Source organism: Mesorhizobium sp. M7A.F.Ca.ET.027.02.1.1 (assembly GCF_004022985.1).
GTDB lineage: Bacteria > Pseudomonadota > Alphaproteobacteria > Rhizobiales > Rhizobiaceae > Mesorhizobium.
The window spans coordinates 24,929-48,632 of record NZ_RZOL01000008.1 but is presented as its reverse complement, the minus strand read 5'-3'; the positions used below and the strand labels follow the sequence as shown (position 1 = coordinate 48,632).

The 23,704-nt window shown below is 61.7% G+C and carries 22 protein-coding genes; 18 read left to right on the top strand and 4 right to left on the bottom strand.

Going from position 1 to position 23,704, the window contains the following annotated elements; translation table 11 throughout:
• Both EN749_RS02435 and EN749_RS02430 read left to right on the top strand, forming a co-directional pair.
• Window positions 1-580 (top strand): SDR family NAD(P)-dependent oxidoreductase (locus tag EN749_RS02435; protein WP_128362497.1); only part of this gene is annotated, 580 nt, incomplete at its 5' end.
• A gap of 64 nt (window positions 581-644) precedes the next feature.
• On the top strand, window positions 645-1,823 hold the full coding sequence (locus EN749_RS02430) for a zinc-dependent alcohol dehydrogenase (RefSeq protein WP_127809666.1): 1,179 nt from the start codon (window positions 645-647) through the stop codon (window positions 1,821-1,823).
• Window positions 1,824-2,247: 424 nt separating this feature from the next.
• On the opposite strand, the gene EN749_RS02425 is transcribed toward EN749_RS02430, so the two are convergent.
• Both EN749_RS02425 and EN749_RS02420 read right to left on the bottom strand, forming a co-directional pair.
• The gene (locus EN749_RS02425) at window positions 2,248-2,601 is read right to left on the bottom strand and encodes a response regulator (RefSeq protein ID WP_245482750.1); all 354 of its coding nucleotides are present in this window, start codon (window positions 2,599-2,601) and stop codon (window positions 2,248-2,250) included.
• Window positions 2,602-2,624: 23 nt separating this feature from the next.
• The gene (locus EN749_RS02420) at window positions 2,625-5,735 is read right to left on the bottom strand and encodes a CheR family methyltransferase (RefSeq protein WP_128362496.1); all 3,111 of its coding nucleotides are present in this window, start codon (window positions 5,733-5,735) and stop codon (window positions 2,625-2,627) included.
• A 334-nt stretch (window positions 5,736-6,069) separates the two neighbouring features.
• Here EN749_RS02420 and EN749_RS02415 point away from each other — a divergent pair, with 334 nt between their 5' ends.
• Window positions 6,070-6,663: a response regulator gene (locus EN749_RS02415; protein ID WP_164873962.1), complete on the top strand. Its 594-nt coding sequence runs from the start codon at window positions 6,070-6,072 to the stop codon at window positions 6,661-6,663.
• Between the two features lie 119 nt (window positions 6,664-6,782).
• Here the strand turns inward: EN749_RS02415 and EN749_RS02410 are convergent, their stop codons facing one another.
• Window positions 6,783-7,055: a hypothetical protein gene (locus tag EN749_RS02410; RefSeq protein WP_023809470.1), complete on the bottom strand. Its 273-nt coding sequence runs from the start codon at window positions 7,053-7,055 to the stop codon at window positions 6,783-6,785.
• Window positions 7,056-7,263: 208 nt separating this feature from the next.
• Here EN749_RS02410 and EN749_RS02405 point away from each other — a divergent pair, with 208 nt between their 5' ends.
• The 9 genes from EN749_RS02405 to EN749_RS02365 all read left to right on the top strand — a co-directional run bounded on the left by EN749_RS02405 (window position 7,264) and on the right by EN749_RS02365 (window position 16,488).
• Window positions 7,264-8,370, top strand: a complete 1,107-nt coding sequence (locus tag EN749_RS02405) for an SDR family NAD(P)-dependent oxidoreductase (protein WP_127809664.1) — start codon at window positions 7,264-7,266, stop codon at window positions 8,368-8,370.
• Entirely contained in the window at window positions 8,367-9,440 is a 1,074-nt protein-coding gene (locus EN749_RS02400; protein ID WP_127809663.1) for an NAD-dependent epimerase/dehydratase family protein, read from the top strand. Before EN749_RS02405 ends, EN749_RS02400 begins: the two co-directional genes overlap by 4 nt.
• Window positions 9,437-10,729: a TIGR04295 family B12-binding domain-containing radical SAM protein gene (locus EN749_RS02395; RefSeq protein WP_128362495.1), complete on the top strand. Its 1,293-nt coding sequence runs from the start codon at window positions 9,437-9,439 to the stop codon at window positions 10,727-10,729. The genes EN749_RS02400 and EN749_RS02395 overlap by 4 nt, the downstream gene beginning before the upstream one ends.
• Window positions 10,714-11,814: a glycosyltransferase family 4 protein gene (locus tag EN749_RS02390; RefSeq protein WP_128362494.1), complete on the top strand. Its 1,101-nt coding sequence runs from the start codon at window positions 10,714-10,716 to the stop codon at window positions 11,812-11,814. The genes EN749_RS02395 and EN749_RS02390 overlap by 16 nt, the downstream gene beginning before the upstream one ends.
• A 2-nt stretch (window positions 11,815-11,816) precedes the next feature.
• Window positions 11,817-12,947, top strand: coding sequence for a glycosyltransferase (locus EN749_RS02385; protein ID WP_128362493.1), 1,131 nt, complete (start codon window positions 11,817-11,819; stop codon window positions 12,945-12,947).
• On the top strand, window positions 12,944-14,038 hold the full coding sequence (locus EN749_RS02380) for a glycosyltransferase (RefSeq protein ID WP_128362492.1): 1,095 nt from the start codon (window positions 12,944-12,946) through the stop codon (window positions 14,036-14,038). The genes EN749_RS02385 and EN749_RS02380 overlap by 4 nt, the downstream gene beginning before the upstream one ends.
• The gene (locus EN749_RS02375) at window positions 14,035-15,138 is read left to right on the top strand and encodes a glycosyltransferase (protein WP_128362491.1); all 1,104 of its coding nucleotides are present in this window, start codon (window positions 14,035-14,037) and stop codon (window positions 15,136-15,138) included. The genes EN749_RS02380 and EN749_RS02375 overlap by 4 nt, the downstream gene beginning before the upstream one ends.
• A 23-nt stretch (window positions 15,139-15,161) precedes the next feature.
• Window positions 15,162-16,208 (top strand): UDP-glucuronic acid decarboxylase family protein, encoded by a 1,047-nt coding sequence (locus EN749_RS02370; RefSeq protein ID WP_027036338.1) that lies wholly within the window; start codon window positions 15,162-15,164, stop codon window positions 16,206-16,208.
• 94 nt (window positions 16,209-16,302) lie between these two features.
• Complete coding sequence (locus EN749_RS02365; protein WP_128362490.1) at window positions 16,303-16,488, top strand: hypothetical protein; 186 nt, start codon at window positions 16,303-16,305, stop codon at window positions 16,486-16,488.
• A gap of 9 nt (window positions 16,489-16,497) precedes the next feature.
• On the opposite strand, the gene EN749_RS02360 is transcribed toward EN749_RS02365, so the two are convergent.
• The gene (locus EN749_RS02360) at window positions 16,498-18,381 is read right to left on the bottom strand and encodes a hypothetical protein (RefSeq protein WP_245491233.1); all 1,884 of its coding nucleotides are present in this window, start codon (window positions 18,379-18,381) and stop codon (window positions 16,498-16,500) included.
• Window positions 18,382-18,395: 14 nt separating this feature from the next.
• Here EN749_RS02360 and EN749_RS02355 point away from each other — a divergent pair, with 14 nt between their 5' ends.
• From EN749_RS02355 to EN749_RS02330, 6 genes are read left to right on the top strand one after another with little or no spacing between them, the layout of a single operon-like run.
• Window positions 18,396-19,499 carry an inositol-3-phosphate synthase gene (locus EN749_RS02355; protein WP_127809658.1) on the top strand — a complete coding sequence of 368 codons (1,104 nt, stop codon included), beginning with the start codon at window positions 18,396-18,398 and terminating at the stop codon, window positions 19,497-19,499.
• On the top strand, window positions 19,496-20,092 hold the full coding sequence (locus EN749_RS02350) for a histidine phosphatase family protein (RefSeq protein ID WP_127320166.1): 597 nt from the start codon (window positions 19,496-19,498) through the stop codon (window positions 20,090-20,092). The genes EN749_RS02355 and EN749_RS02350 overlap by 4 nt, the downstream gene beginning before the upstream one ends.
• Before the next feature lie 14 nt (window positions 20,093-20,106).
• Window positions 20,107-21,207, top strand: a complete 1,101-nt coding sequence (locus EN749_RS02345) for a glycosyltransferase (protein ID WP_127398006.1) — start codon at window positions 20,107-20,109, stop codon at window positions 21,205-21,207.
• Complete coding sequence (locus EN749_RS02340; RefSeq protein WP_128362488.1) at window positions 21,207-22,010, top strand: sugar phosphate nucleotidyltransferase; 804 nt, start codon at window positions 21,207-21,209, stop codon at window positions 22,008-22,010. Before EN749_RS02345 ends, EN749_RS02340 begins: the two co-directional genes overlap by 1 nt.
• A gap of 2 nt (window positions 22,011-22,012) precedes the next feature.
• Window positions 22,013-22,774 (top strand): TIGR04290 family methyltransferase, encoded by a 762-nt coding sequence (locus EN749_RS02335; protein ID WP_127326439.1) that lies wholly within the window; start codon window positions 22,013-22,015, stop codon window positions 22,772-22,774.
• On the top strand, window positions 22,767-23,699 hold the full coding sequence (locus tag EN749_RS02330; RefSeq protein ID WP_127380957.1) for a beta-xylosidase: 933 nt from the start codon (window positions 22,767-22,769) through the stop codon (window positions 23,697-23,699). Before EN749_RS02335 ends, EN749_RS02330 begins: the two co-directional genes overlap by 8 nt.
• Window positions 23,700-23,704 lie beyond the last annotated feature (5 nt).

The following is a 23,704-nucleotide window of genomic DNA, read 5'->3' as shown; positions in this document are numbered from 1 at the left end:
TTTGATCGCCGGGATCGGCGATCGCGATGTCGACCTGTTGTTCCTGAATGCCGGACGTGGGCTCGGCCGTGGTTTCGTCGATCAGGATTGGAAAAAAGTCCGCCGCATCATCGACACCAACATCACCGGGACCGTCTATCTCGCGCATCAACTCGGAGCCAGGATGGCACGCCGCGGCCGAGGCCGCATCCTCTTCACAGGATCGATCGCTGGTTTCATGCCCGGCACTTTCCAGGCGGTCTACAACGGCACCAAGGCATTCATCGACTCCTTCTCGATCGCACTGCGTCATGAATTGCGGGACACAGGAGTCACAGTCTCCGTGCTGATGCCCGGGGCAACGCAGACGCGGTTCTTCGAACGCGCCGAAATGATGGATACCAAGGTCGGCACCGACGAGAAGGACAATCCCGCCGATGTCGCCGAGGCCGGCTACGAGGCGATGATGGACGGTGAGGAACAGGTCATCAGCGGTTGGAAGAACAAGCTGCAGGTCGCCGCAGCGCATGTGACGCCGGCAGGCACGCTGGCCGAACAGCACCGCAAGATGGCCGAGCCGGGTTCGGCGTCCAAAGACTGACCTTCGGCCTTCACGCCAACCCCAAAAAAGTCCGGCGATCTTCTTCCAAGACAGGAGCACCATCATGAAAGCGCTCACATGGCACGGCAAAGGCGACATTCGATGCGATCAGGTGGCTGATCCCGCCATCGAGGATGATCGCGACGTCATCATCAAAGTCACCTGTTGCGCTATATGCGGCTCGGACCTGCATCTGATGAACGGATATATGCCGACCATGGAATCTGGCGATGTGCTCGGACACGAGACGATGGGCGAGGTCGTCGAAGTCGGCAGCGGCCATTCGAAATTTAGAAAGGGCGACCGCATCGTGGTGCCTTTCAACATCTCATGCGGCGAGTGCTGGTTTTGCCAGAAGGGGCTGTTCTCGCTTTGCGACAGGTCCAATCCCAATGCCAAGCAGGCTGCCGAAGTGATGGGACAATCCCCGGCTGGCCTGTTCGGCTATTCGCATCTGGTCGGCGGCTATTGGGGAGGGCAAGCCGAATATCTGCGCGTGCCCTTCGCCGATGTCGGTCCGATAAAGGTGCCGGACGGAATGGACGACGAACAGGTGCTGTTCCTCTCCGACATCTTCCCAACCGGCTATATGGCGGCCGAAAATGCCGGCATCGAGCCAGGCGATACCGTCGCTATATGGGGCTGCGGTCCGGTCGGCCAGTTCGCCATCCAGAGCGCATGGATGCTCGGCGCCGGCCGCGTCATTGCTATAGACAAGGTGCCGGAGCGGCTGGCGATGGCGCGCGAGCACGGCAAGGCCGAGACGCTCGACTTCAGCAACTCCGATATCTACGACGCCTTGATGGCGATGACCGATGGCCGCGGTCCGGATCGCTGCATAGACTGTGTCGGTACGGAGTCCGATCCCGGCGCCAGTGCGGACTCCATGCTCGACAAGGTCAAGGCCGCGGTCTACCTCGGCACCGACCGACCGCATGTGCTGCGCGAAGCAATCTACTCGTGCCGCAAAGGCGGCACCATCTCGGTCCCCGGCGTCTATATCGGCCTCGTCGACCATATCCCGTTCGGCGCCGCCATGAACAAGGGCCTGACCTTCCGGATGGGTCAGACGCACACTCAACGCTATCTCGAACCGCTCCTGGCCATGGTGCAGAAGGGCGACATCGATCCCTCCTTCGTGATCACGCACCGGGCAGACCTCGAAGCGGGACCAGACCTCTACAAGACGTTCCGTGACAAGCAGGATGGCTGCATCAAGGTGGTAATGCGACCGCATGGCTGAGATGTCGGCATCTTGCACGGGGTCCACCTTGCGCGGATTCCCCGCCAAGGATAGCACCGACGCCGAGGAACCTGGAACTTTCGACCGTGGCGGCGGTTGACCCGCAGAATAAACTCAGGGCGACGAGACTGTCGTGCCCGCCCGCTGCGAAGGAAGCTATCGCCATGAGCAATGAGAATTCCACATCGAAACCCAGCGTCCGGTCGCCAAACCCCGATGCTCTGCCGCACCCGAGACGGGACGCCAGTGACACGGATGCCGGTGCCAAGCCGCTGACGCCGAAAACCGCCGGCACGTCCCGGCCATCGGCTCCGCCGCTGAACAATCCGGTTGCCAATCGAAACGCGGGGCGGCCGCGTCAGGCGAGCACCACGCCTAGGCCGACGGACAAGCCCCTGGACTGATCGAAACCGGCCTCTTGAAATCACAGCGAGTGTTTGTCGGGACGAAGCGATGCCAGGTCGGCCAGGGTGTTGAGAAGTGCAGCGTCGCCTGCCGGCTTCGGCACGAATTTGCAGTTTCGGAAGGGTGTGGGAACGTCGCGCGGCCCAAATCCGGTCATGAAGGCGAAGGGGATGCCGCGAGCCAGCAATGTTTCGGCCACGGGCAGACTTGTTTCACCGTTCAATTGAATGTCCAGCAGCGCCACGTCGGCTTTGCCTGCATCGATAAGCTGACGAGCCGCGGCGGCCGACGAGACCGGGCCGATCACCGGATAACCCGCCGCACGCAGGCGTGACGCGATGTCTTCGGCGATCAGCCATTCGTCCTCGACCACCAGAACGCGCGGCCTGTCGTCGCTCACGGCGCCTCCTTGTGGTTTGCTGGAAACGCGATCTGGACACTGAGGCCGTCCTTGTGGAACACGGTCTCGACATTGCCGCCGAGCCTGTAACCGATTTCTCCCTGCAGCAGGGTCAGGCCAAAGCCGTTCTCCAACGGCGCCTTGACAAGAGGGCCGTCCTTTTCTCGCCAGCCAAATGTGAAACTGTCGTCCTCGATCGACCATTGCACACTGACCTTGCCATCGGTTTTTGACAAAGCGCCGTACTTGGCCGCGTTGGTGGCCAGTTCATGAATGGCCATACTCAGGGAAAGCCCCTGTTGCGGACCTAGTTTGACATCCTCGCCATCGAGTTCGATCCGCTCGATGCCGAATGGTTCGAGCTCCTGCTGGAGCAATTCCCTGACCGAGGCTTCCTTCCATCTCTCCCGGGTCAGCAGGCCGTAGGCCCGCGACATGGCATGCAGGCGACCGATCAGCGCGTCCGCGAACTCCTCCTTCGTATCAGAACTTTCCCGCGTGCGGCTTGCAATGCTGGCGATCACCGCAAGCATGTTCTTGACCCGGTGGTTGAGTTCCGAGATGAGCACCTGTTGATGCTCTTCCGCCTGTGCCAGCGTGGTGACATCGACAAGTGTCACCACCACGCCCTGGATCCTGTTTCCCTTGTCGCGATAGGGATTGATGCGGACCATGTGGAACAGGCCCCTGGCATCGCGTGCCAGATGGTGATTCAGGATCTCGCCCGTCTCGAACACCTTGTCGATGTGCTGCTTCAACTCGGGATAGTCGAGTTGGCTCGACAGATCCGTCAGCGGCCGGCCGACATCGGAGGGGCGCAGGCTGAAGAAGGATGACGCCGCCGGCGTGAAGGTGCGGACTACAAGGCTGCGGTCGAGGAAAATAGTCGCGATGTCGGTGCTTTCGAACAGGTTGCGCAGATCGCCGTTGGCGTGGTCGAGCTCTTCTATCTTGGCCGTCAACTCGGCGTTGATCGTGTTGAGCTCCTCGTTGAGCGACTGCATCTCCTCCTTCGAGGCTTCGAGTTCCTCATTGGTGGATTGCGCCTCCTCATTGACGGAGACGAGTTCCTCGTTCGACGATTTGACCTCCTCCAGCGCGGTCTCGTATTCCTCGATCGTCGATTGCAGGCGCTCTCTGGTGTCGCGCAGTTCCCTCTCGAGATCGGCGGTGGTGTCACTGTCACGGCTGCCGCCACCTTCGTTGGACCGGGCCTGGGTCGGCCCCGACGGTTCGAACAGGACGAGATAAAGCGGCTCGCCATTGCCGCGTTCGGCGAGGGGCTCGATCGTCAGCCTGATCGGCTGGACCCGTTCGTCGTCTTCCTCCACGGTCAGGTTTTCCCGCACCACTGTGCGGCGTGTGGTCGTCGCTTCGCGCAGTGCGGCGCGGAGGTCCAGCCGCAGCCCACGCCTTGCCATCGTCAGCAACTGCCGGCTGGGAATCCCTTGTGACGCTTCGAGATATCTGCCGGTTCTGGCCGAATAATAGACGACATCGCCGTCGGCGTTGACCAGGACATGCGGCGGCGCGAATCGTTCCAGCACCTGCGCCTCGACCGCCTGCCGCATGGGATAGCCGACAAGTCCCTTCTTCGAGCCGGCGCTTTCCGATGGGAAGAGGTTGGAATGGCTCTCCCCGAGCAGGGCCGGCAGTCTGATGTGCGGTGAGGCATGCTCCCGCGCCTGGAAGATGCGATGTTTCTTGTCGATGGTGGCGAACAGATCGTCGTGCTGCCCGACGCTTTCTGAGGTGCCGAGGAAAAGGTAACCGCCCGGCTTCAGCGCATAATGGAAGACAGGGATGACGCGGCTTTGGATGATCGGGCCGAAATAGATCAGCAGATTGCGGCAGGAGACCAAGTCCATGCGCGAGAAGGGTGGATCGCGAATGACGCTGTGCGGCGAGAAGATGCACAGTTCGCGTATCTCATTGCTGAGGACATAGCTTTCGCCATCGCCGTTGAAAAACCGCTGTTTGCGTTCGGGAGAAAGACCTTGCAGCAAGGCTTCCGGATAGCGTGCCGCCCGCGCCACCGCCAGCGCCGGCTCGTCTATGTCGGTGGCGAATATCTGGACGCGCGGAACGACCGTAAGCGTCTCCATGTGTTCGCGCAGCAGCATGCCGATGGAGAACACCTCCTCGCCCGTGGCGCATCCGGGAACCCAGACCCGGACAGTGTCGCTGGCTGTCTTGCCTTCGAACAGTTGTGGTACGATTTTTCGCTCGAGCAACTCGAAGGCATCGGGGTCGCGAAAGAAGTTGGTGACATTGATCAGCAAATCGCGAAAAAGGTTCATCACCTCGCGAGCATCCTTTTTCAGCCAGTCTATATAGCCGCTGATGGAATGGACCTGGGCGATCTGCATGCGTCGCTTCACGCGGCGCAGGAACGTCTTGGTCTTATAGCCCGAGAAGTCATGGCCGGAGTGGCTGCGCAGAATGGCGTAGATTTGTTCTCGCACCTTGTCGATGTCGGGCGTTTCATCGCCATCGTCTTCCGCCAACCCGTCCAGCGTGTCGAAGCCGCGGGCGAAAGCCTCCAGCTTCGCCCCGATCTCCTCGGCAGTCACTGCGACATCGACGAGCCCACTGGCAATAGCGCTCTGCGGCATGTCGGGATTGCGCGGCCCGTAGCCGTCCGGCGCTTGCGCGACGATAAACCCGCCCCGCTCCTTGATGGCCTTGGCGCCCAAGGTTCCATCGGAATCACCGCCCGACAGGATAACGCCGACGGCATATTCGCCCTGGTCTTCACCCAGTGCGCTGAAGAAGATATCGATGGGCTTGCGCTCCTGGGTAAGCCCATTGGGCCGACGCAGGTGCAGCACCCCCGATTCAATGGCCAATGTCACGTTTTGCGGCATCACATAGACGTGGTCAGGTTGAACCACCGTGCCATCCTCGACCACCGAAACAGGCATCTCGGTGTAGCGGCTGACAACCTCATGCAACAGACTCTCCCTGTTGGGGCTGAGATGCGTGATGATGACGAACGCCATGCCGGGCTGGCCGGTCACGCCCTTGAAAAGGCCCTCCATCGCGGGAATGCCGCCCGCGGACGCGCCTATGCCCACGATGGGAAATCTAGTCGATCGGGCAGTCACGGCATGTCCCCCTTTCGCCGACCCGACATGAAGTCTCCTCAAGGCCGGATCGAACAGGACACAACCATATAGCGCGCAAGACGGATGGAACAAGACGTCAGGGATGACGTTGAACCCGATATCAATGGTGGTTCAATGGCAAAACGATCTGCTGACATAAAACTCCCGACGCCGGTGGTATCAGGAGCGCCTGGATCGCTCGAAGCTTCCCATGCGGGGCCCGTCCCGGATCGCATGCTGACGCTTGCGAAACGGTTGCAGGCGGCCTTGGATGACAGAATTCGGAAAGCAAATCCGCTGCATTCTAACCTCCGTTCCAAGAAAGGATGACGACGTGCGCGACCTGCGGGGGCTGCATATTCTGATAGTCGAAGACGAATGGACGATGGCGGGAGATCTTGCGCGGTTTTTCAGCAATATGGGCGCCATAATCCTTGGTCCCGCAGCGACCGTCGAACAGGCTTCCAAACACACCGGGACGGCCGAAGCTGCAATTCTCGACGTCAATCTCAATGGCCGACGCGTGTTTCCAATCGCCGATGAGTTGATGCGCCGGGGTGTCCCCTTCGTGTTCTTCAGTGGCGATGACGACATCGCCATTCCCGATCATCTCCGCTACGCCAGCAATTTGCGGAAATCCTCGGGCAGCCAGGCGGTGTTCAACGCACTCTTTCCCCCGCCGGCATCGGGACGGGCGACCCCCGGACCGGACCCGTCCGACGACGTCTTCGCGCTTTTGCCCAAACTGCGACTTGCGGCGCGCCTTTTGCTGGGAGACGTCGACGCATCGGATCGGCTCGTCGAGAGGACGCTCGAGCAAGCGATCCTGGATGTCGACCGCAGACAGCTTGGTCAATCCACTGAAAACTGGCTCAACGGCATCATGCGAGAGATGGCGAAAACCCGCGGCGCAAAACTGATGCATTAATTTTACCTTCCAAGGCCTCTCAGGCTGAAGTTCCAAGCCGCGGGGCCGTCATTGTTCACCACATCGTTCACCACATCTCGAAAACTTGGCCGTACAGATAGGCCGCTTGACCGGCGTCATCAGCCCTTCTGATTGCGCTCGACGAATTTGTTGAAACGGCTGGCTTTCCCCTCACCGGTCTTGGCCTGATACAGAAAGGCCAGATCATTCTCGTCGAATATCCGGAAGAACTCGTCCCATTCGATGGGCTCGAATGCTTCCTCGGGCTCGCCGAAGTCGATCCGCAGTATACCGCCCTCGCCTTTGGTGCGCACCACCGCCGGCCGGCCGTCCCGCTCCTCGGCCCATTTGCGAATTTCGTCATGGTTGGTGGTCGTTTGCGACTGAGACATTGAAATCTCCTTTGATCGGCGTTGCCACATGGGACGCGCGGGCTGTCGGGCGTCCTAACAGCACAAGGGCGTCAATGTTCCAGCACAGCGCGGTGATCGCGGCGCCGGCTCCCAACGAAGCCGGCCAAAGGAACTTTGTTGAAGCAAAGGGAACAAACCTTTTGCCGAAAAGTTCGGGGCGCCGAGGTTGCTTGTCTGAGGAGTCGTCGTGAAACGCATATTGGTTACAGGAGGCTGCGGCTTCATCGGCCGGCATGTCGCACAGGAACTCGTCGAGCAGGATTATTCGGTTCGCATCCTCGATGCCTTGCTGGAGCAGGTGCATGCGGGCGAAGCCGTCGCGCTTCCCGCCGGGACCGAGCTGATCAAGGGCGATGTCCGGGACCGGGAGGCGGTCGCCAATGCGCTGGAAGGCGTTGACGCGGTCATTCATCTGGCGGCGGAAGTCGGCGTCGGGCAATCGATGTATGAGATCGCGCGCTATGTCGGCGCCAACGATCTCGGCACCGCAACGCTGCTCGAGGCGCTGATCAAACACCCGGTCGAACGGATCGTCGTCGCCTCGTCGATGAGCGTCTATGGCGAAGGGCTCTATGCAACGCCAGACGGCCGGCGTATCGACAATGCTCGGCGCAAGGCGAGCGACATCAGGAGCGGGCAATGGAACCCGCTGTCGCCAGGTGGAGACGCCCTCTCGCCGCTGCCGACGGACGAAGAAAAGCCGGTCGATCTCGCCTCCATCTATGCGCTGACAAAATACGCCCAGGAACGCGCCGTGCTGATCTTCGGCGAGGCCTATGGCATCGATGCGGTCGCGCTGCGCCTGTTCAATGTCTTCGGCGCCGGCCAGGCGTTGTCGAATCCCTATACCGGCGTGCTGGCCAACTTCGCTTCGCGTCTCGCCAACGGCCAACGGCCAATGATCTTCGAGGATGGCGAACAGAAGCGCGATTTCGTCCATGTGCAGGACGTCGCCCGCGCCTTTCGCCTTGCTCTGCAGCAACGCCAGGCAAAGGGTCATGTCATCAACATCGGCAGCGGCCGCGCCTATGCGATCAGCGAAGTCGCGCGATTGCTGGCCGAGGCCATGGGGACACCGAATCGCTCGCCGGAACTGCTCGGCAAAGCCCGCTCCGGCGACATCCGCAACTGCTTCGCCGATATTTCCAAGGCCCGTGAGTTGCTCGGTTTCGAGCCGGTGCGGCAACTGGAGAATTCGCTCGGCGAGTTCGTTTCCTGGGTGCGTAACACGTCCGCCGTCGACCGCGGCGCCGACATGAAGCGCGAGCTCGAAGAACGCGGGTTGGTCTCATGAACACACGCAATCGACGCGACGCGCCGGTCGCCATCATCGGCGGCAGCGGCTTCATAGGATCGAACCTCGCCGACAGCCTGTTGTCGGATGGCGAGCCGGTACTGGTGATCGACAATCTCAGCCGTCCGGGCGTCGAGCAGAACCTTGAATGGCTGGCGCAAAAACACGGCGGTCGCCTCACGGTGGAGACGATCGACGTGCGAGACGCCAACGCCCTGGCGCCTGTCTTGATGGTTTCGAAGGCAATTTTCCATCTGGCCGCGCAAACCGCCGTCACCACAAGCCTGGTCCAGCCGGGCGAGGATTTCGACATCAACCTTCGGGGAACGTTCAACGTTCTGGAGGCGGCACGACTGAGCGGCGAGCGTATCCCGGTGATCTTCGCCAGCACCAACAAGGTCTATGGCAGCCTGCCTGACGTCGCGGTCCGCGAGGACGGCGATCGCTATGTGCCTTGCGACAGCGTCATCCAAGCGCACGGCATCGATGAGGCTCGGGGCCTGGACTTCTGCACGCCCTACGGTTGCTCCAAAGGCGCGGCGGATCAGTATGTGCTCGACTATGCCAAATCTTACGGCATGCCGACGGCGGTGCTGCGGATGAGCTGCATCTATGGACCGCGCCAGTTCGGAACCGAGGACCAGGGCTGGGTCGCACACTTCCTGCTCAGCGCGCTGACGCGACGCCCAATCACCATTTACGGCGACGGCAGGCAAGTGCGCGATATCCTGCATGTCTCCGATGCCGTCGCCGCCTACAGGGCCGTGCTCGATCGCATCGAGACCACCAAAGGCCAGGCATTCAATCTTGGCGGCGGCCCGGAAAATGCGGTCAGCCTGCGCAGGCTGTTGAGCGAGATCCGTAGCCTGACCGGCCTTGAGCTCTCGATTCGCCATGATGGGGAACGCACCGGCGACCAGCCCTTCTTCGTCGCCGACACCCGCAAGATCAAAACCGCGCTTGGGTGGATGGCCCATGTTTCATGGCGCGAAGGCATCCGCGACCTCGCCGACTGGCTGCAGCGCCATCGGCTCGAGCCTCGCCCTGAAGCCGTGAGGTACGTTGCATGAAAATCGCCCTGGTGAACCCGTCCTGGACGTATGACGACAGCATTTATTTCGGCTGCCGCCAACCGCATCTGCCGCTGGAACTCGGCTATTCGAAGGCCCTGCTCGAAGCCGCCGGACATGAGGTGCTGATGCTGGATGGGCAGTTGCAGAAGCTCGACAATTCCGGTCTCTGCGAGCGGGTGGCTGATTTCGCCCCGGCTATGACCGTCGTCAGTACCGCCCCGACCTATCTGTTCTGGCGCTGCGCACCGCCGGAATTGCGTGTGCCGGCCGATTTCCTCAACCGTCTCGCCGGGCGCGGTGGACGCACGGTCGCGGTCGGGCCGCACGGCTCGGCGACGCCCGCGCCGACCTTGCGCAAGCTCGGCGTCGACACCGTCGTGCGCGGCGAATGTGAAGAAGTCGTCGAGCAACTTGCCCGGCGCGACGATTGGAGCGCCGTGCCCTCAACCGCTTATCTGCGGGATGCCAGGGTGGTTTCGAACGGAGGCGTCCACGCCAGCTCGTTTGTCGATCATCCGCCACTCGAATGGCCAGCGGACTGGATCGCAGCCCATTCGCACCACCATCACAGGTTCGATGACAATCAGGTGGGGTTCGGTGCGGAAGTCGAGGCATCGCGCGGCTGTCCCTATAACTGCAGTTTCTGCGCCAAGATCGATTTCCGTGATGCCTATCGCCGTCGAAACCACGAAGCGGTGGTAGCGGAGATCGATCGGCTGATTGCCCAAGGTGTCGGCTACATCTACTTCATCGACGAGATCTTCCTGCCGCAAAAAGCGTTGCTGGAAGCCTTGGTCGATCGCGATGTGAAATTCGGCGTACAGACCCGCATCGATCTGTGGAAGCCCGAGCTACTGGAATTGCTGGGCGCCGCAGGCTGCGTCTCCATCGAGGCCGGTCTCGAAAGCCTGACCGTCGAAGGTCGGGCAATGCTGGCCAAGCGCTGCCGGCTGGGTACCGAGGAACTCGCCGCGCTGCTCGTCGATGCCAGACGTCACGTTCCATTCGTTCAGGCCAATCTGATCGGCGTGGTCGAGGATGATCCCGCCCTGGTCGAGCACTGGCGAACCCACCTGATCGACCACGGCGTATGGGCTAACGAACCTGTGCCGCTTTATCCGTATCCGAGTTCGCCCAGCTACCGCGAGCTTTGGGGCGAACCCGACGACCTTGCTTGGGAACGCGCCCATGACCACTACCTCGCATCTTTCCAGAAATTCAGTGACATCCAGGAGAGGCGGCCGCGGCCGCTGGCGGAACTGGAGGCGACATGTTGCGGACACTGACGCCGCGCTCGCGGCGCATCCTGATGACCGTCGATGCCGTGGGCGGCGTATGGCGCTATGCCCTTGATCTGGCAGGGGAACTTGTGAACGGCGGCGACAGCGTGGTGCTTGCCGGCCTCGGTCCGCAACCGTCAAGGCAGCAGGCCGAGGAGGCGGAGGCTTTCACGACGCTGATCTGGTTGAATACGCCGCCGGATTGGATGACCAGCAGCGGCGGCGACCTCGACGCGCTGCCGCGGGAATTGCTTGCGCCCATGCGCGACCACGCCATCGACCTAGTCCATTTCAACGCGCCGACGCAGGCATCGGGATTCGATGCGCCATGCCCAGCCGTGGTGGTCTCCCATTCCTGCGTGACGACATGGTTCCACGCCGTCAGGAAACAGGCGGTGGATGGCGCATGGGCCTGGCAGAAGGAGCGCAACAGGCGCGGCTTGGATCGGGCCGACGCAGTCATCGTGCCGAGCCGCAGCCATGCCGACATGCTTGAGACCTGCTATGGCCCGATCGCGCGTCTGAGTGTGGTCGGAAATAGTGCAAGTCCGGTGCCGAAGACCGAAAAGCGCCAACCGCTCGTCTTCGCCGCTGCCCGCTGGTGGGACGAGGGCAAGAATGCGGCGGTGATCGACCAGGCCGCGTCGCTGACGCAATGGCCCGTTTTTGCCGCCGGTTCGATGCACGGTCCCAACGGCGGGCGTACCAGCTTCAGCTATGCTGTTCCTCTGGGAGCACTGCCGTCTCACGAGGTGCGCTCCTTGATGGCGCGCGCCGGCATTTTCGTGTCGCCATCAATCTATGAGCCATTCGGTCTGGCCGCGCTGGAAGCTGCCATGTCGGCGACGCCCCTGGTGCTTTCCGACATCGCAACCTATCGCGAACTATGGGATGGGGCCGCGATGTTCTTTGACGCGCGCAATCCCCACGACCTCGCTGCCTGCCTCAATCGTCTCTCCAGCGATGCCGAGCTCAGGCGAGAGCTCGGTCAGGCAGCCATGCGACGAAGCCGCCGGTTTACACTGGCCAGGCAAGCGGCGGCCATGCGAGGCGTCTACGACAAGGCGGCCCAGGCCATGGCGGGGCGCTGACCATGCGCTTTCTGTTCTACACCCACTCGGTCGTTTCCGACTGGAACCACGGCAATGCCCATTTCCTGCGCGGTATCATGCGGGAACTGGTCGCGCGCCGGCACCAGGCGGTCGCGCTGGAGCCGTCCGACAGCTGGAGCCGTTCGAACCTGCTGGCTGAGAAGGGATCCTTCGCCATCGAACGCTTCCGCAAGGATTTCCCAGAACTGATGCCGGTGACCTACGATGCCGGGTTCGATCACGAGGCCTGGATCGCTGAGGCCGACGTTGTGATCGTTCATGAGTGGACGGATCCGGAGCTTGTCGCACGCATCGGCCGTGCCAGGGCCGCTGGCGGCAACTTCATCCTTCTGTTTCATGACACCCACCACCGGGCGGTATCGGCGACCGAGGCAATCTCGGCGCTGCGGTTGGAGCACTATGACGGCGTTCTCGCCTTTGGCGAGGCCTTGCGCGAGAGCTATCTGCGCGCCGGCTGGGGCAAGCGCGTCTTCACTTGGCATGAAGCCGCGGACGATCGCCTGTTCAAGCCACACCCGGAGATCCACTCCACGTCCGATCTGGTCTGGATTGGAAACTGGGGCGACGATGAGAGGACCGCCGAACTCAAGGAGTTTCTAATTGAGCCGGTACACGATCTCGGTCTCGATGCCACCGTGCACGGAGTACGCTACCCCAAGCCCGCACTTGCGGATCTGGCCACCGCCGGACTGCGCTATGACGGATGGATCGCCAATGCCGACGTGCCGAAGGCGTTCGCCGCGCATCGTGTCACCGTCCACATCCCGCGGCGCCCCTATCGTGAGGGTTTGCCTGGAATTCCGACGATCCGCATGTTCGAGGCACTCGCCTGCGGCATTCCGCTGATTTCAGCACCATGGTCCGATGTCGAGCAGCTGTTCAGACCCGGCGTCGACTTCCTGTTCGCCCACAATGGCTCGCAAATGCGGCAACACCTGCGGGCGGTGTTGGCCGATGCGGATTTCGCGGCTTCCCTGGTGACTTCGGGTCTCGAGACCATCCGCTCGCGGCACACCTGCCAGCACCGCGTCGACGAGTTGTTCGGCGTGCTCATGGAATGCACCACCGAACATACCATCAACAAGACCACCGCAAAGGAAGCCGCCGCATGAAGATGGCATTCTATGGATCGAGCCTCTTGTCGTCCTACTGGAACGGTGCCGCGACCTACTATCGCGGCTTGCTGAAGGCGCTTGCCCAATTGGGCTACGAAATCACCTTCTATGAGCCCGACGTCTACGACCGGCAGAAGAACCGCGACATCGAGGCCCCTGACTGGTGCACTGTGGTCGTCTATGAAGCGACCCAGCACGCGTTGATGCAGGTCGCGGCACGCGCCGCCAGCGCCGACATCGTCATCAAGGCGAGTGGCGTCGGTTTCGAGGACGAGGCGCTGCTGCGCGCCATCCTCGACCATGCCCGCAGCGACGCGCTGGTGGTATTCTGGGACGTGGACGCTCCGGCAACCCTTGCCCAGCTTCGCGACGAACCGGACCATCCGCTCCATGGCGCCCTGCAAGAAATCGACCTTGTGCTGACCTATGGCGGCGGCGACCCCGTCGTCTGGGCCTACCGTGCCATGGGGGCGAACGAATGCGTGCCGATCTACAATGCGCTCGATCCCCAAACGCATCACCCGGTCGCCAGCAATGCCCGTTTCGCTTGCGATCTGGCGTTCCTCGGCAACCGGCTGCCGGATCGTGAGGCGCGTGTCGAAGCATTCTTCCTCGATCCCGCAAGCCAGCTGCCGAAACAGCGCTTTCTGCTCGGTGGATCGGGCTGGGGGGACAAGCCGCTTCCCGCCAATGTCGGCTGGCTCGGTCACGTTGGCACCCGCGATCATAATGCTTTCAACGTCACTCCCAAGGCCGTGCTGAACATCAGTCGCGACAGCATGGCCGTAAACGGTTTTTCACCGGCCACGCGTGTCTTCGAGGCGGCCGGCGCCGGTGCCTGCCTCATCACCGACGCATGGCTGGGCGTGGAACTGTTCCTGAAACCAGACGAGGAGATCCTGGTGGCACGGGACGGCGGCGATGTCGCCGAGATCATGCGCTCGCTGACCTCCAGTCGGGCGAAGGCAATCGGTCAGGCCGCACTTTGCCGCGTGCTGGCCGACCATACCTACGCGCTGCGGGCGGACGTGGCCGATGCCGTCTTCAAACGTCATTTCGAGCAGGGGACCGTGGAGGCAGCGGAATGACCAAGCAATTGGACATCGTCTTTCTCGGCCTGTCGCTGTCCTCGTCCTGGGGAAACGGCCACGCCACGACGTTTCGAGGCCTGCTGAAAGGTCTGCACGAACTCGGCCACCGCGTGACCTTTCTGGAGCGAGACGTGCCGTGGTACGCCAACCACCGCGATCTGCGAGATCCGGATTTCTGCACCTTGCGCTACTACGAAACCACTGCGGAGTTGCAACGCGACTACGCCCGGTGCCTGGAGCAGGCCGACATTGTCGTCATGGGCTCCTTCGTGCCGGAAGGGCGCGTGGTCATCGACATCGTCGCTTCATTTTGCAAAGGGCGCTTCTGCTTCTACGACATCGACACGCCGGTAACCGTGGCGCAGCTTTCAGCCGATGATTGCGATTACCTGAGCTGGCGGCAGATTCCGTATTTTGATGTCTACTTCTCGTTCACCGGCGGGCCGATGCTTGGCCGTCTGGTGGAGGAGTTCGGCGCGCGCCGCGCCGAACCGCTCTACTGCTCGGTCGACCCGGAACGGCACCACCGGACCGGCGATCCGATCCGCTGGGATCTCGGCTATCTCGGCACCTACAGTGCCGACCGGCAGGCAACGCTGAACGCGCTGCTGCTCGAACCAGCACGGCGTATGCCGGACCGCCGTTTCGTCGTAGCCGGCTCGCAATACCCATCCGACATGACCTGGCCGGACAATGTCGAACGCATCGAACATTTGCCACCGGCCGATCATGCCGCGTTCTACAGCCGTCAGCGTTACACGCTGAACGTCACACGCAGTTCCATGATCGCTGCCGGATGGTCACCCAGTGTGCGCCTGTTCGAAGCGGCTGCTTGCGGCACGCCCATCATCAGCGATCGCTGGCCAGGGCTCGACAGCTTCTTTCCCGCATCGGCGATCCACAACGCCGGGGAAACGGACGATGTCATCGAAATCCTCTTCGGCGAGTCCGAGCGCACACGCCTCGCCATGGCCCGCCGGGCCCGCGAACGCGTCCTCGCATCCCACACCGGTGCGGCCAGAGCCCGCGAATTCGTGACGGCGTTGACACAGCCAAGGGCGGCGGCCCTCAATTTCGACATCGGAAGCGCAGCATGACCGGCATACAGGAGAAAACGACGATGCGACAAAAAAGAAACGCGCAAAGGGCAAAGGCAGTGCTTGTTGCCGGCGGTGCGGGATTCCTCGGTTCGCATCTTTGCGAAGCATTGCTCCGCGACGGCTGGCGCGTGATCTGCGCCGACAATTTCCTGACTGGGCGCATGGAAAACATCATCTCGATCATGGATCAGCCGGGTTTCCGATTGATCGAGCAGGACATCTGCCGGCCATTGGATCTCGGCGAGCCCGTGGATCGCATCTACAACCTGGCATGCGCTGCCTCGCCGCCGCGTTACCAGGCCGACCCGATACACACCACGCGAACCTGCGTGATCGGCACGCTCAACCTGCTCGAACTCGCTGTCCGATATGACGCGCGGCTGCTACAGGCCTCGACGAGCGAAGTGTATGGCGATCCGGAGCAACATCCCCAGAGGGAGGACTATGTTGGCCATGTGAACTGCACAGGCCCGCGCGCCTGCTACGACGAGGGCAAGCGCACTGCCGAAACGCTTTGCTTCGACTATCTTAGAGCCGGCAAAGCCGACGTGCGCGTCGCGCGCATCTTCAACACCTACGGTCCGAGAATGGATCCGGCGGATGGCCGCATCGTCTCAAACCTGATCATGCAAGCGTTAGAAAAACGTCCTCTGACGATCTTCGGCGACGGCTTGCAAACGCGGTCCTTCTGCTATGTCTCCGATCAGATCGATGGATTGAGGCGACTGATGGATATCGATCCCAATCCGGGCAAGCCGGTCAATCTGGGCAATCCCGGAGAATTCACCATCGTGCGACTGGCGGCGCTGGTGAAGGCGATGACCGGCACCAAATCGGATCTGAGATTTCTGCCGCTGCCGCAAGACGATCCTCGGCGCAGGCAGCCCGATATTTCGCGTGCAAAAGCGCTGCTCGGCTGGACACCGAAGGTGCCCCTCAACGAAGGGCTCAAGCTGACGATCGATTATTTCGCGGCGCTCGAAGGCAGTCGCATCGGCGATCAGATGACAGGCTTTGCCAAAAGAGCGAGGCCGGCATCCGGCGGGCTGCAGAACCTTCCGGCGTGATGCGAGACGGCCGCCGAATCTTTCCCGAGATCGCGCGGAACATCCGCCCAAGCTTGTGGTTTGGCGGGAGGAACCGATACGGAGGATCATCCTCATGCAACCCAAGCGACCCGCGAGGGATATCGACCAGATGGCCGAACGCGAGACGGCTGCCTATCTGCGGCGCGCCTCGATCACCTATCTCGAGTGCTGCGTCAGCTTGATGATGACGCATCTGCAGCGCGAGGAAGTGGCCGCTATTCTCGAGAAGGAAGCAGACATGCTGCGAAGGCTGGACTGATCGGAACGATCATATCAGGCATTCGTCCAGGAATCCTATCAGTCGCATCCTATATCGGTCTGCCGTCGCGGCGAGCCTTGCTTTTTCCCGGCCATTTTCGGATTGCGCAGCCGTGCTCCAGAGCCCGAGCTGGAATGCCAAATAGCACGGTTCGAAAAAGCCGATGTGGCAGTTGTCGATGGCAAGCTTCATTCCTTGGACCAGGGTCCTCACATCGCTGTCGGATAGCCCGTACTCGACACGGGCGCCGGCAATGTCCCACTCTATTGGCTGGCAGCCGATCAAATCGTGTGCCCGGCAATGGTCGACGGCATCTGTCTTAAGCACCCTGCCGTCGGCGCGAACGAGAAACTCCCATGGTTGGAGCTTTCCATCGATTTCAACGCGCTGCAGTCCGCTCGCGGGGGCCTGTTTCGAGAGCCAACCGCGCAAGGCTGCCGCGCGTTTTTCGCCCAAGGCTTCCGACGTATTGGAAACAGCCATCTCCGCGAGTGCAAGCAATGATGCACCCGGTTCGCAAGTTCGAAGATTGAGCGCACGCCAGGCCAGGTAATTTGTGAACTCCGCGATCAGTCTTTCCCTGGGTAGCGGCGCCTGATCCATCGTGGTGCCGTCAATCCACCGTTCAACCAGAAAGCCATGGCAAAGCGCGACAACTTGCGATCCGAACTCGGCTTCATGCAACATCGTCGCGGTTCGTTTCTTGCGCCGTCCGGTTTCGCCGAGGCCCGCGAATTTGACGAGCCAGCGGTCACGCCCGGCGGACGCCAGGAATTTACGCCGCTCGGTACCGCGAGGGCTCGGCGGCCAGCGCCCTTCGTCGGCGTAGTGGGCGGCCCGCCACTCGCCGCCAGATAGCTCGGTCAGGCCTAATTCCGGCCTGCCGACCGCCTCGGCCACCCAATCGCGCAACGTGGGAATTTTCGAGCTTTCGGAGAAGGTGCATTCAAACGCCGTCGCCACATGCTTCGGACAGCGCGACCATGTCTCCCGAGCCTCCCGCGACGCTTCGATGCCCGGGCCGCCTGAATGGCTGGGAAACAGGTGAATGCGGTCCGTATCGATACCCAGTTCACGCAGCCACATGATAACGGCATGCATCGAACTGCCGGACAGGCCAGGACCCTCGTCGACAACGGCGAAACGCGCCGACGGATTGTTCATCCAAGTGGCGATCGACTGCGGATCGGCGTTGATACACCTGCGGAAGGGATGGCCGATCGGGCGAACGCTGAACGGTGCCGGCGCACCAATCGAGGCCGCCACCATAGCTGCCAGCCCGAGGCCGATGCTGCGGACGCCGATCACACATGTGTTCGCATCGAGACCCGACTTCTGCGCCGTGTCCAAATAGCTTTCGGGATAAAGCGCATAGTGCGCATAACCCTCGGCAGAGCCGGTCACAACCTCGGCCTTGCAGTCGAGCCCGGCCAGCTGTTTGAGAAGTCCCGGATCGATGCCACCGCCGACGCCGAAACCGCTTTGCCACGACTTCGCCACCTCTGCCGCAAGTCCGACCAACAACCTGGCGCCTTGCTGTTGTCGCGGCGAAAAGATGTCGATGCCGCTGGTTTGGAAATCGACATCGGCAAGCGCCTGAACCAGCTCCGACACGCTGATGAATAGTCCGACCAATGCAGCATGGCGTTGGACGCCATGAGACATCCGATCCAGGCTTTCGGCCATTTCGTTTGCTGCTTCCCGAAGCTGCTCTGCGCTCTCGGTCTGCCTGTGGTCGCCGTAGACGATCATCGATCGGTTTTCCAATGTTGCCGTGCGGCAACGCATCGAATGCAGCTTCGATCCATGCAGTCTCGCGCAATTTTTCGATGGGCGGAGGAACATTCCGGCACGCTGATGGTTCGGCGCCAGGAACTTACCTTTGAACAACATAGGGTGGCGGTTTCGTGGGATCGAAAAAGGTTCGTGTTGGTATCGTTGGGGTCGGCAACTGCGCATCCTCCCTGGTGCAGGGCCTCTCCTTTTATCGTCACGCGAAAAGCAACGAACCAATCCCTGGGCTGATGCATGCCGACCTAGGCGGCTATCATGTCGACGACATTGAGATTGTCTGCGCATTCGATGTCGCCAGGAGCAAGGTTGGCCGCGACGTCGCGGAAGCGATCTACGCCGCCCCGAACAACACGTTCCGCTTCGCCGACGCGCTGACAACCGGCGTTCGCGTCGAGCGCGGGCCGACGTTGGACGGGATCGGTAAATATCTGCGCGACGAGATTGAAGAAGCTCCGGATCCCGTAGCCAATGTCAGCGAGATCCTGCGCGACAGCAACGCTGACGTGCTGGTTTCCTACCTGCCGGTGGGTTCTGAGGAGGCAACTTGCTTCTATGCCGAATGCGCGCTCGAGGCCGGCTGCGCCTTCGTCAATTGCATACCAGTTTTCATCGCCTCACGCCCGGAATGGCGCCGGCGCTTTGAGCAGCGAGGACTGCCGCTGGTCGGCGACGATATCAAGAGCCAGGTCGGCGCGACCATCGTGCACCGGCTGCTGGCCAATCTCTTCCGCGAACGCGGCGTACGCATCGACCGCACCTATCAGCTGAATTTCGGCGGCAACACCGATTTTCTCAACATGCTGGAACGCGAGCGGCTGGAATCGAAGAAAATCTCGAAGACACAGTCCGTGGCCAGCCAGTTCGATGTTCCCCTGGAGCCAGGCAATATCCACGTTGGGCCCAGCGACCACGTACCGTGGCTGACCGATCGCAAGTGGGCCTATATAAGGGTGGAAGGCACGACTTTCGGCGGCGTGCCGCTCAACGCCGAGCTCAAGCTGGAAGTCTGGGATTCGCCCAACTCGGCCGGCGTGGTGATCGATGCGGTACGCTGCGCCAAACTGGCGCTCGATCGCGGCATGGCCGGAGCGCTGACCGGTCCCTGCAGTTATTTCATGAAGTCGCCTCCCGAACAGTTCACCGACGCCGAAGCGCGGCAGCGCACGCTTGCGTTCATCGCCGGCAAGGACGAGCCTTTGCTCGATGCCGCGGAATGACGACGACCTTCTTTCTGATCCGCCATGCGGCACACGACAATGTCGGCTCCTATCTGGCAGGCCGTATGGACGGCGTTTGCCTCGGGGATGCTGGTAAGGCGCAGGCAACGCAGCTTGGCTGCCGCATGGCCCGGGAGCCGATTGCAGCGATCTTGTGCAGCCCGCGCGAGCGGACCCGGGAGACGGCCCTGCCAATCGCGCTCGCCTGCGGCGTCGGGGAAATCGCGATCTGTGCCGAACTCGACGAGATCGACTTCGGCGACTGGTCGGGAAAGACCTTCGATGAGTTGAGCGGCAACGCCGGCTGGCGAGCCTGGAACGACCAGCGGCAGGAGGCCAGGACACCAAACGGCGAAACCATGCTGGATGTCCAGCAGCGCGTCGTCGCGGTGATGAACGCTGTCCACGAGCAGCATCAGAATCAGTGTGTCGCCCTGGTCAGCCACGCCGATGTGATCAAGGCCGCCGTTTGCAAAGTCCTTGGCTTGCCGGCCGGCGACTGCTTTCGCTTCGACATCGATCCCGCCTCGATCACCACGATCGTGTCGGGCGACTGGGGGGCGAAGCTGATCCGATTGAACGAAGTTGCCTGACGAGGATTTGCCGGATGCAGATGGTCATTTTCGGTCTTACCGTCACGTCTTCATGGGGTAACGGCCATGCCACCTTATGGAGGGGACTGATCAGAGCCCTCGCCCGGCGCGGCTGGTCCATCACCTTCTTCGAACGCGACACACCCTACTATGCCGGAACGCGCGATGTTGATCATCTGGACGGCGGCAACATCGTGCTCTATCCGGACTGGGAGGATATCCGCCGGGTCGCGGAGCAAACGATCAAACGATCGGATGTCGTTATCGTCACCTCTTATTGTCCCGATGCCGTGGACGCCTCGCGGCTGGCGCAGCAGGCAGGGCGCGGACTGCGGGTCTTCTACGATCTGGACACTCCGGTCACGCTTGCCCGCATCGAACAAGGTGAGCGTCCACCCTATTTCGGCCCCGAGGGTCTTGCCGATTTCGACCTCGTCCTGAGCTACACAGGCGGCTCGGCGGTCGACGCGCTGAAGGCGGTTCTGGGCGCGCGTCACGTGGTGCCGCTCTATGGGCATGTCGATCCGGATCAACACCGGCCGGCTACGCCGCGGGCCGAGTTCAAGGCCGATCTCTCCTATCTCGGAACCTACGCGCCCGATCGCCAGGCGGCCGTCGAGAATCTGCTGGTTCGCCCAGCTGCGCGCTTGGCGGACCAGCGCTTCATCATCGGCGGCGCACAATATCCGCAGGAATTCCCGTGGAGCGACAACATCTTCTTCGTCAGGCACCTTCCGCCGGCCGATCACCCGGCGTTTTTCTCATCCTCTCGTCTGACACTGAATGTGACCCGCGAGGCGATGGCGCAAAAGGGCTGGTGCCCTTCGGGCCGGTTGTTCGAAGCAGCGGCATGTGGAGTGCCTATCGTAACCGACACATGGCCGGGCCTAAGCAGCTTCTTCGAACCCGGCAGCGAGATCCTGCTGGCCCACGACACCGATGACGTGGTCGCGGCGCTCGCCTTACCCGCAGGAGAACTCGATGCTATCAAAACCCGTGCGCGCCAACGGGTTCTCGACGAACACACTTCTGGCCGGCGCGCGGCGGAGCTGGACCAGATTCTAAACGACGCCTTTCAAAGATCTCCCGGCGAACCGATGATGGAAGCAGTCTGATGTTGGGCATTGTGCCCGCTGCCGGGCGCGGCAGCCGCATTCAACCGCTCGGCTTCTCGAAAGAGCTGCTGCCGGTCGGCAGCCGGATCGATGGACAGACCGAGCGTCCCTGCGCCGTGAGCGAGTATCTGGTGCGGCGGATGGTGCACGCTGGCGTCGACAAGATCTGTTTCATCATTGGATCGGGCAAATCCGACATCCTCGAATATTACGCTGCCGGCTATGGTGAGGCCGCGGCTCTCTTCGTGGTGCAGCCCATTCCCGTTGGACTTTGCGATGCGATTTTTCGGGCAGCGCCTCTCGTCGCGTCCGATGAGGTCGTCCTGGTCGGCCTTCCCGACACGATCTGGTTTCCCGAGGACGGCTTCTGTCATTTGCCTGACGATCAGCTTTCATTTCTGCTCTTCCCGGTGGATCGTCCCGAATTCTTCGACGCCGTCGTTGTCGATGACCACGAGCGCGTGATCGAAATCCAGGTCAAGCAACAGGACGCCGCCACGAACTGGGTTTGGGGTGCGTTCAAGATGCCGGGGTCGATCCTGCATCAGCTTGCGGCACTCTGGCGTGAACGGGAATGCCGTGACGAATATATCGGCACGTTGGTCAACGCCTACCTTGCGGCCGGAGGTCAAGCCTCCGGCGTCAAGGCTGGGTCCGCCTATGTCGATGTCGGCACTTTCAACGGCTATCGCACGGCCCTGCGGCTGCTCGAGGACGGCGCCGCACCCGTCCATCACCAACCCGCCACGATTATGCCAGGTGCCCGTTCGCATGTGCCTGTCGTTCCCGGCGAAGGAGCCTGATCATGCTGCATTCCCATGCCGAAATCCGCCGCCGTATCGATGCTCTCGGACCGTGGTTCCACAACATGGAACTGGCGGGTGTCGAAACCGCTCCCAACCATTTTCTCGGCAATTATCCGCTGATCAAATGGCGCAAATTCGCCGAGGCCATTCCCGCCGATCTGACAGGCAAGACGGTGTTGGATATTGGTTGCAATGCCGGTTTCTATTCCATCGAGATGAAACGGCGAGGTGCTGCCCGTGTCCTCGGCATCGATTTCGATGAGGCCTATCTGGCGCAGGCCCGCTTTGCCGCCGAGATCGCCGATTGCGAGATCGAATTCCAGAAACTTTCGGTCTACGACGTCGGCGCCCTGAGTGAAACGTTCGATGTCGTGCTGTTCATGGGGGTGCTTTATCACCTGCGCCACCCCTTGCTCGCGCTCGACCTTATCCGTGAGCACGTCGCCGGTGACCTGATGATCTTCCAGTCCATGCAGCGCGGCAGCACAGATCTGCCCGAGATGGAAGAGAACTATCATTTCTGGACGCATGACCTGTTCGACCGGCCGGAATTTCCCAAGCTCCATTTCATCGAGCACCGCTATGCCGATGACCCGACCAACTGGTGGATACCCAACCGCGCCTGCACCGAAGCGATGCTGCGCAGCGCCGGCTTTGAAATCGTCCTGCATCCGGAGCAGGAGGTCTATTTCTGCCGCGCCGCCGGCGGCGCGGCCAGTGGGGGTCCCGTCTACCCCTCGAAAGGACAGCGCCATGATTGAAGCCGCGATGATCTGGAACGAGCCCAACAACAAATCGCATTGGGATCCCGAGCTCGATCCAGATTGGAGCCGCTTCGCCAGGATGGCAATCCTGGCGGCGGACGCAATCGCATCTGAAAACCCGGCTTTGACCAAAGTGCTCGGTGGCATCTCGCCGATAGATCCGGGGTTCATCACCCGCATGAAGGAATTCGGCGTGCTGGATCATGTCGATGCCGTCGCCGTGCACGGCTTTCCCCTCGACTGGAATCTGTGGCAGATCCAGGAATGGCCGCAGAAGATCGGCGAGATCGCGACCGTCACCGATCTTCCCATCTGGGTCAGCGAAGTCGGCGTATCGACCTTCGGCGCCGAGGAAATCCAAGTCTGGGGGCTCAAGCGCACAGCTGAATTGCTGCTCGGCAATGCGCCACGCATCCAATGGTACAGCCTCTACGATCTTCCGCGTGAATGGGAAGCAACGACGCGTCACCGCGAAGCCGAGGGCTCCTCTTATTACCGGCATTTCCATATGGGGCTGCTACGCCAGGACGGCACGCCAAAGCCCGCGCTGGAGGAATTCCTGCGCCATACACCCGCAATGGGCCTGGTGCAGTGGTTTCATTTCGAAGACCCGCGGCTGGACGATGCCGTCGCCTGGATGAAGCGGCTGGGTGTCACCAATATGCGTACCGGGCTTTCCTGGGCGGACAGTTTTCGGCCGAATGCGCTGGACTGGTTCGACCGGCAGATGGAAGCACTCGCCGATTTCGATGTGACGGTCACCTTCTGCTTCACACCTCAGCACCGCGGAATGATGCCCCACCACACCAGCCCGCCCCTGGTGCCGGAGGAGTTCGCTGAATTCTGTTCAACCATGATCCGCCGCTATGCGCCTGGCATGACATCCGCCTCGCTCCCCACGCAGCGGGCCTCGGCCGCGTGAAATGT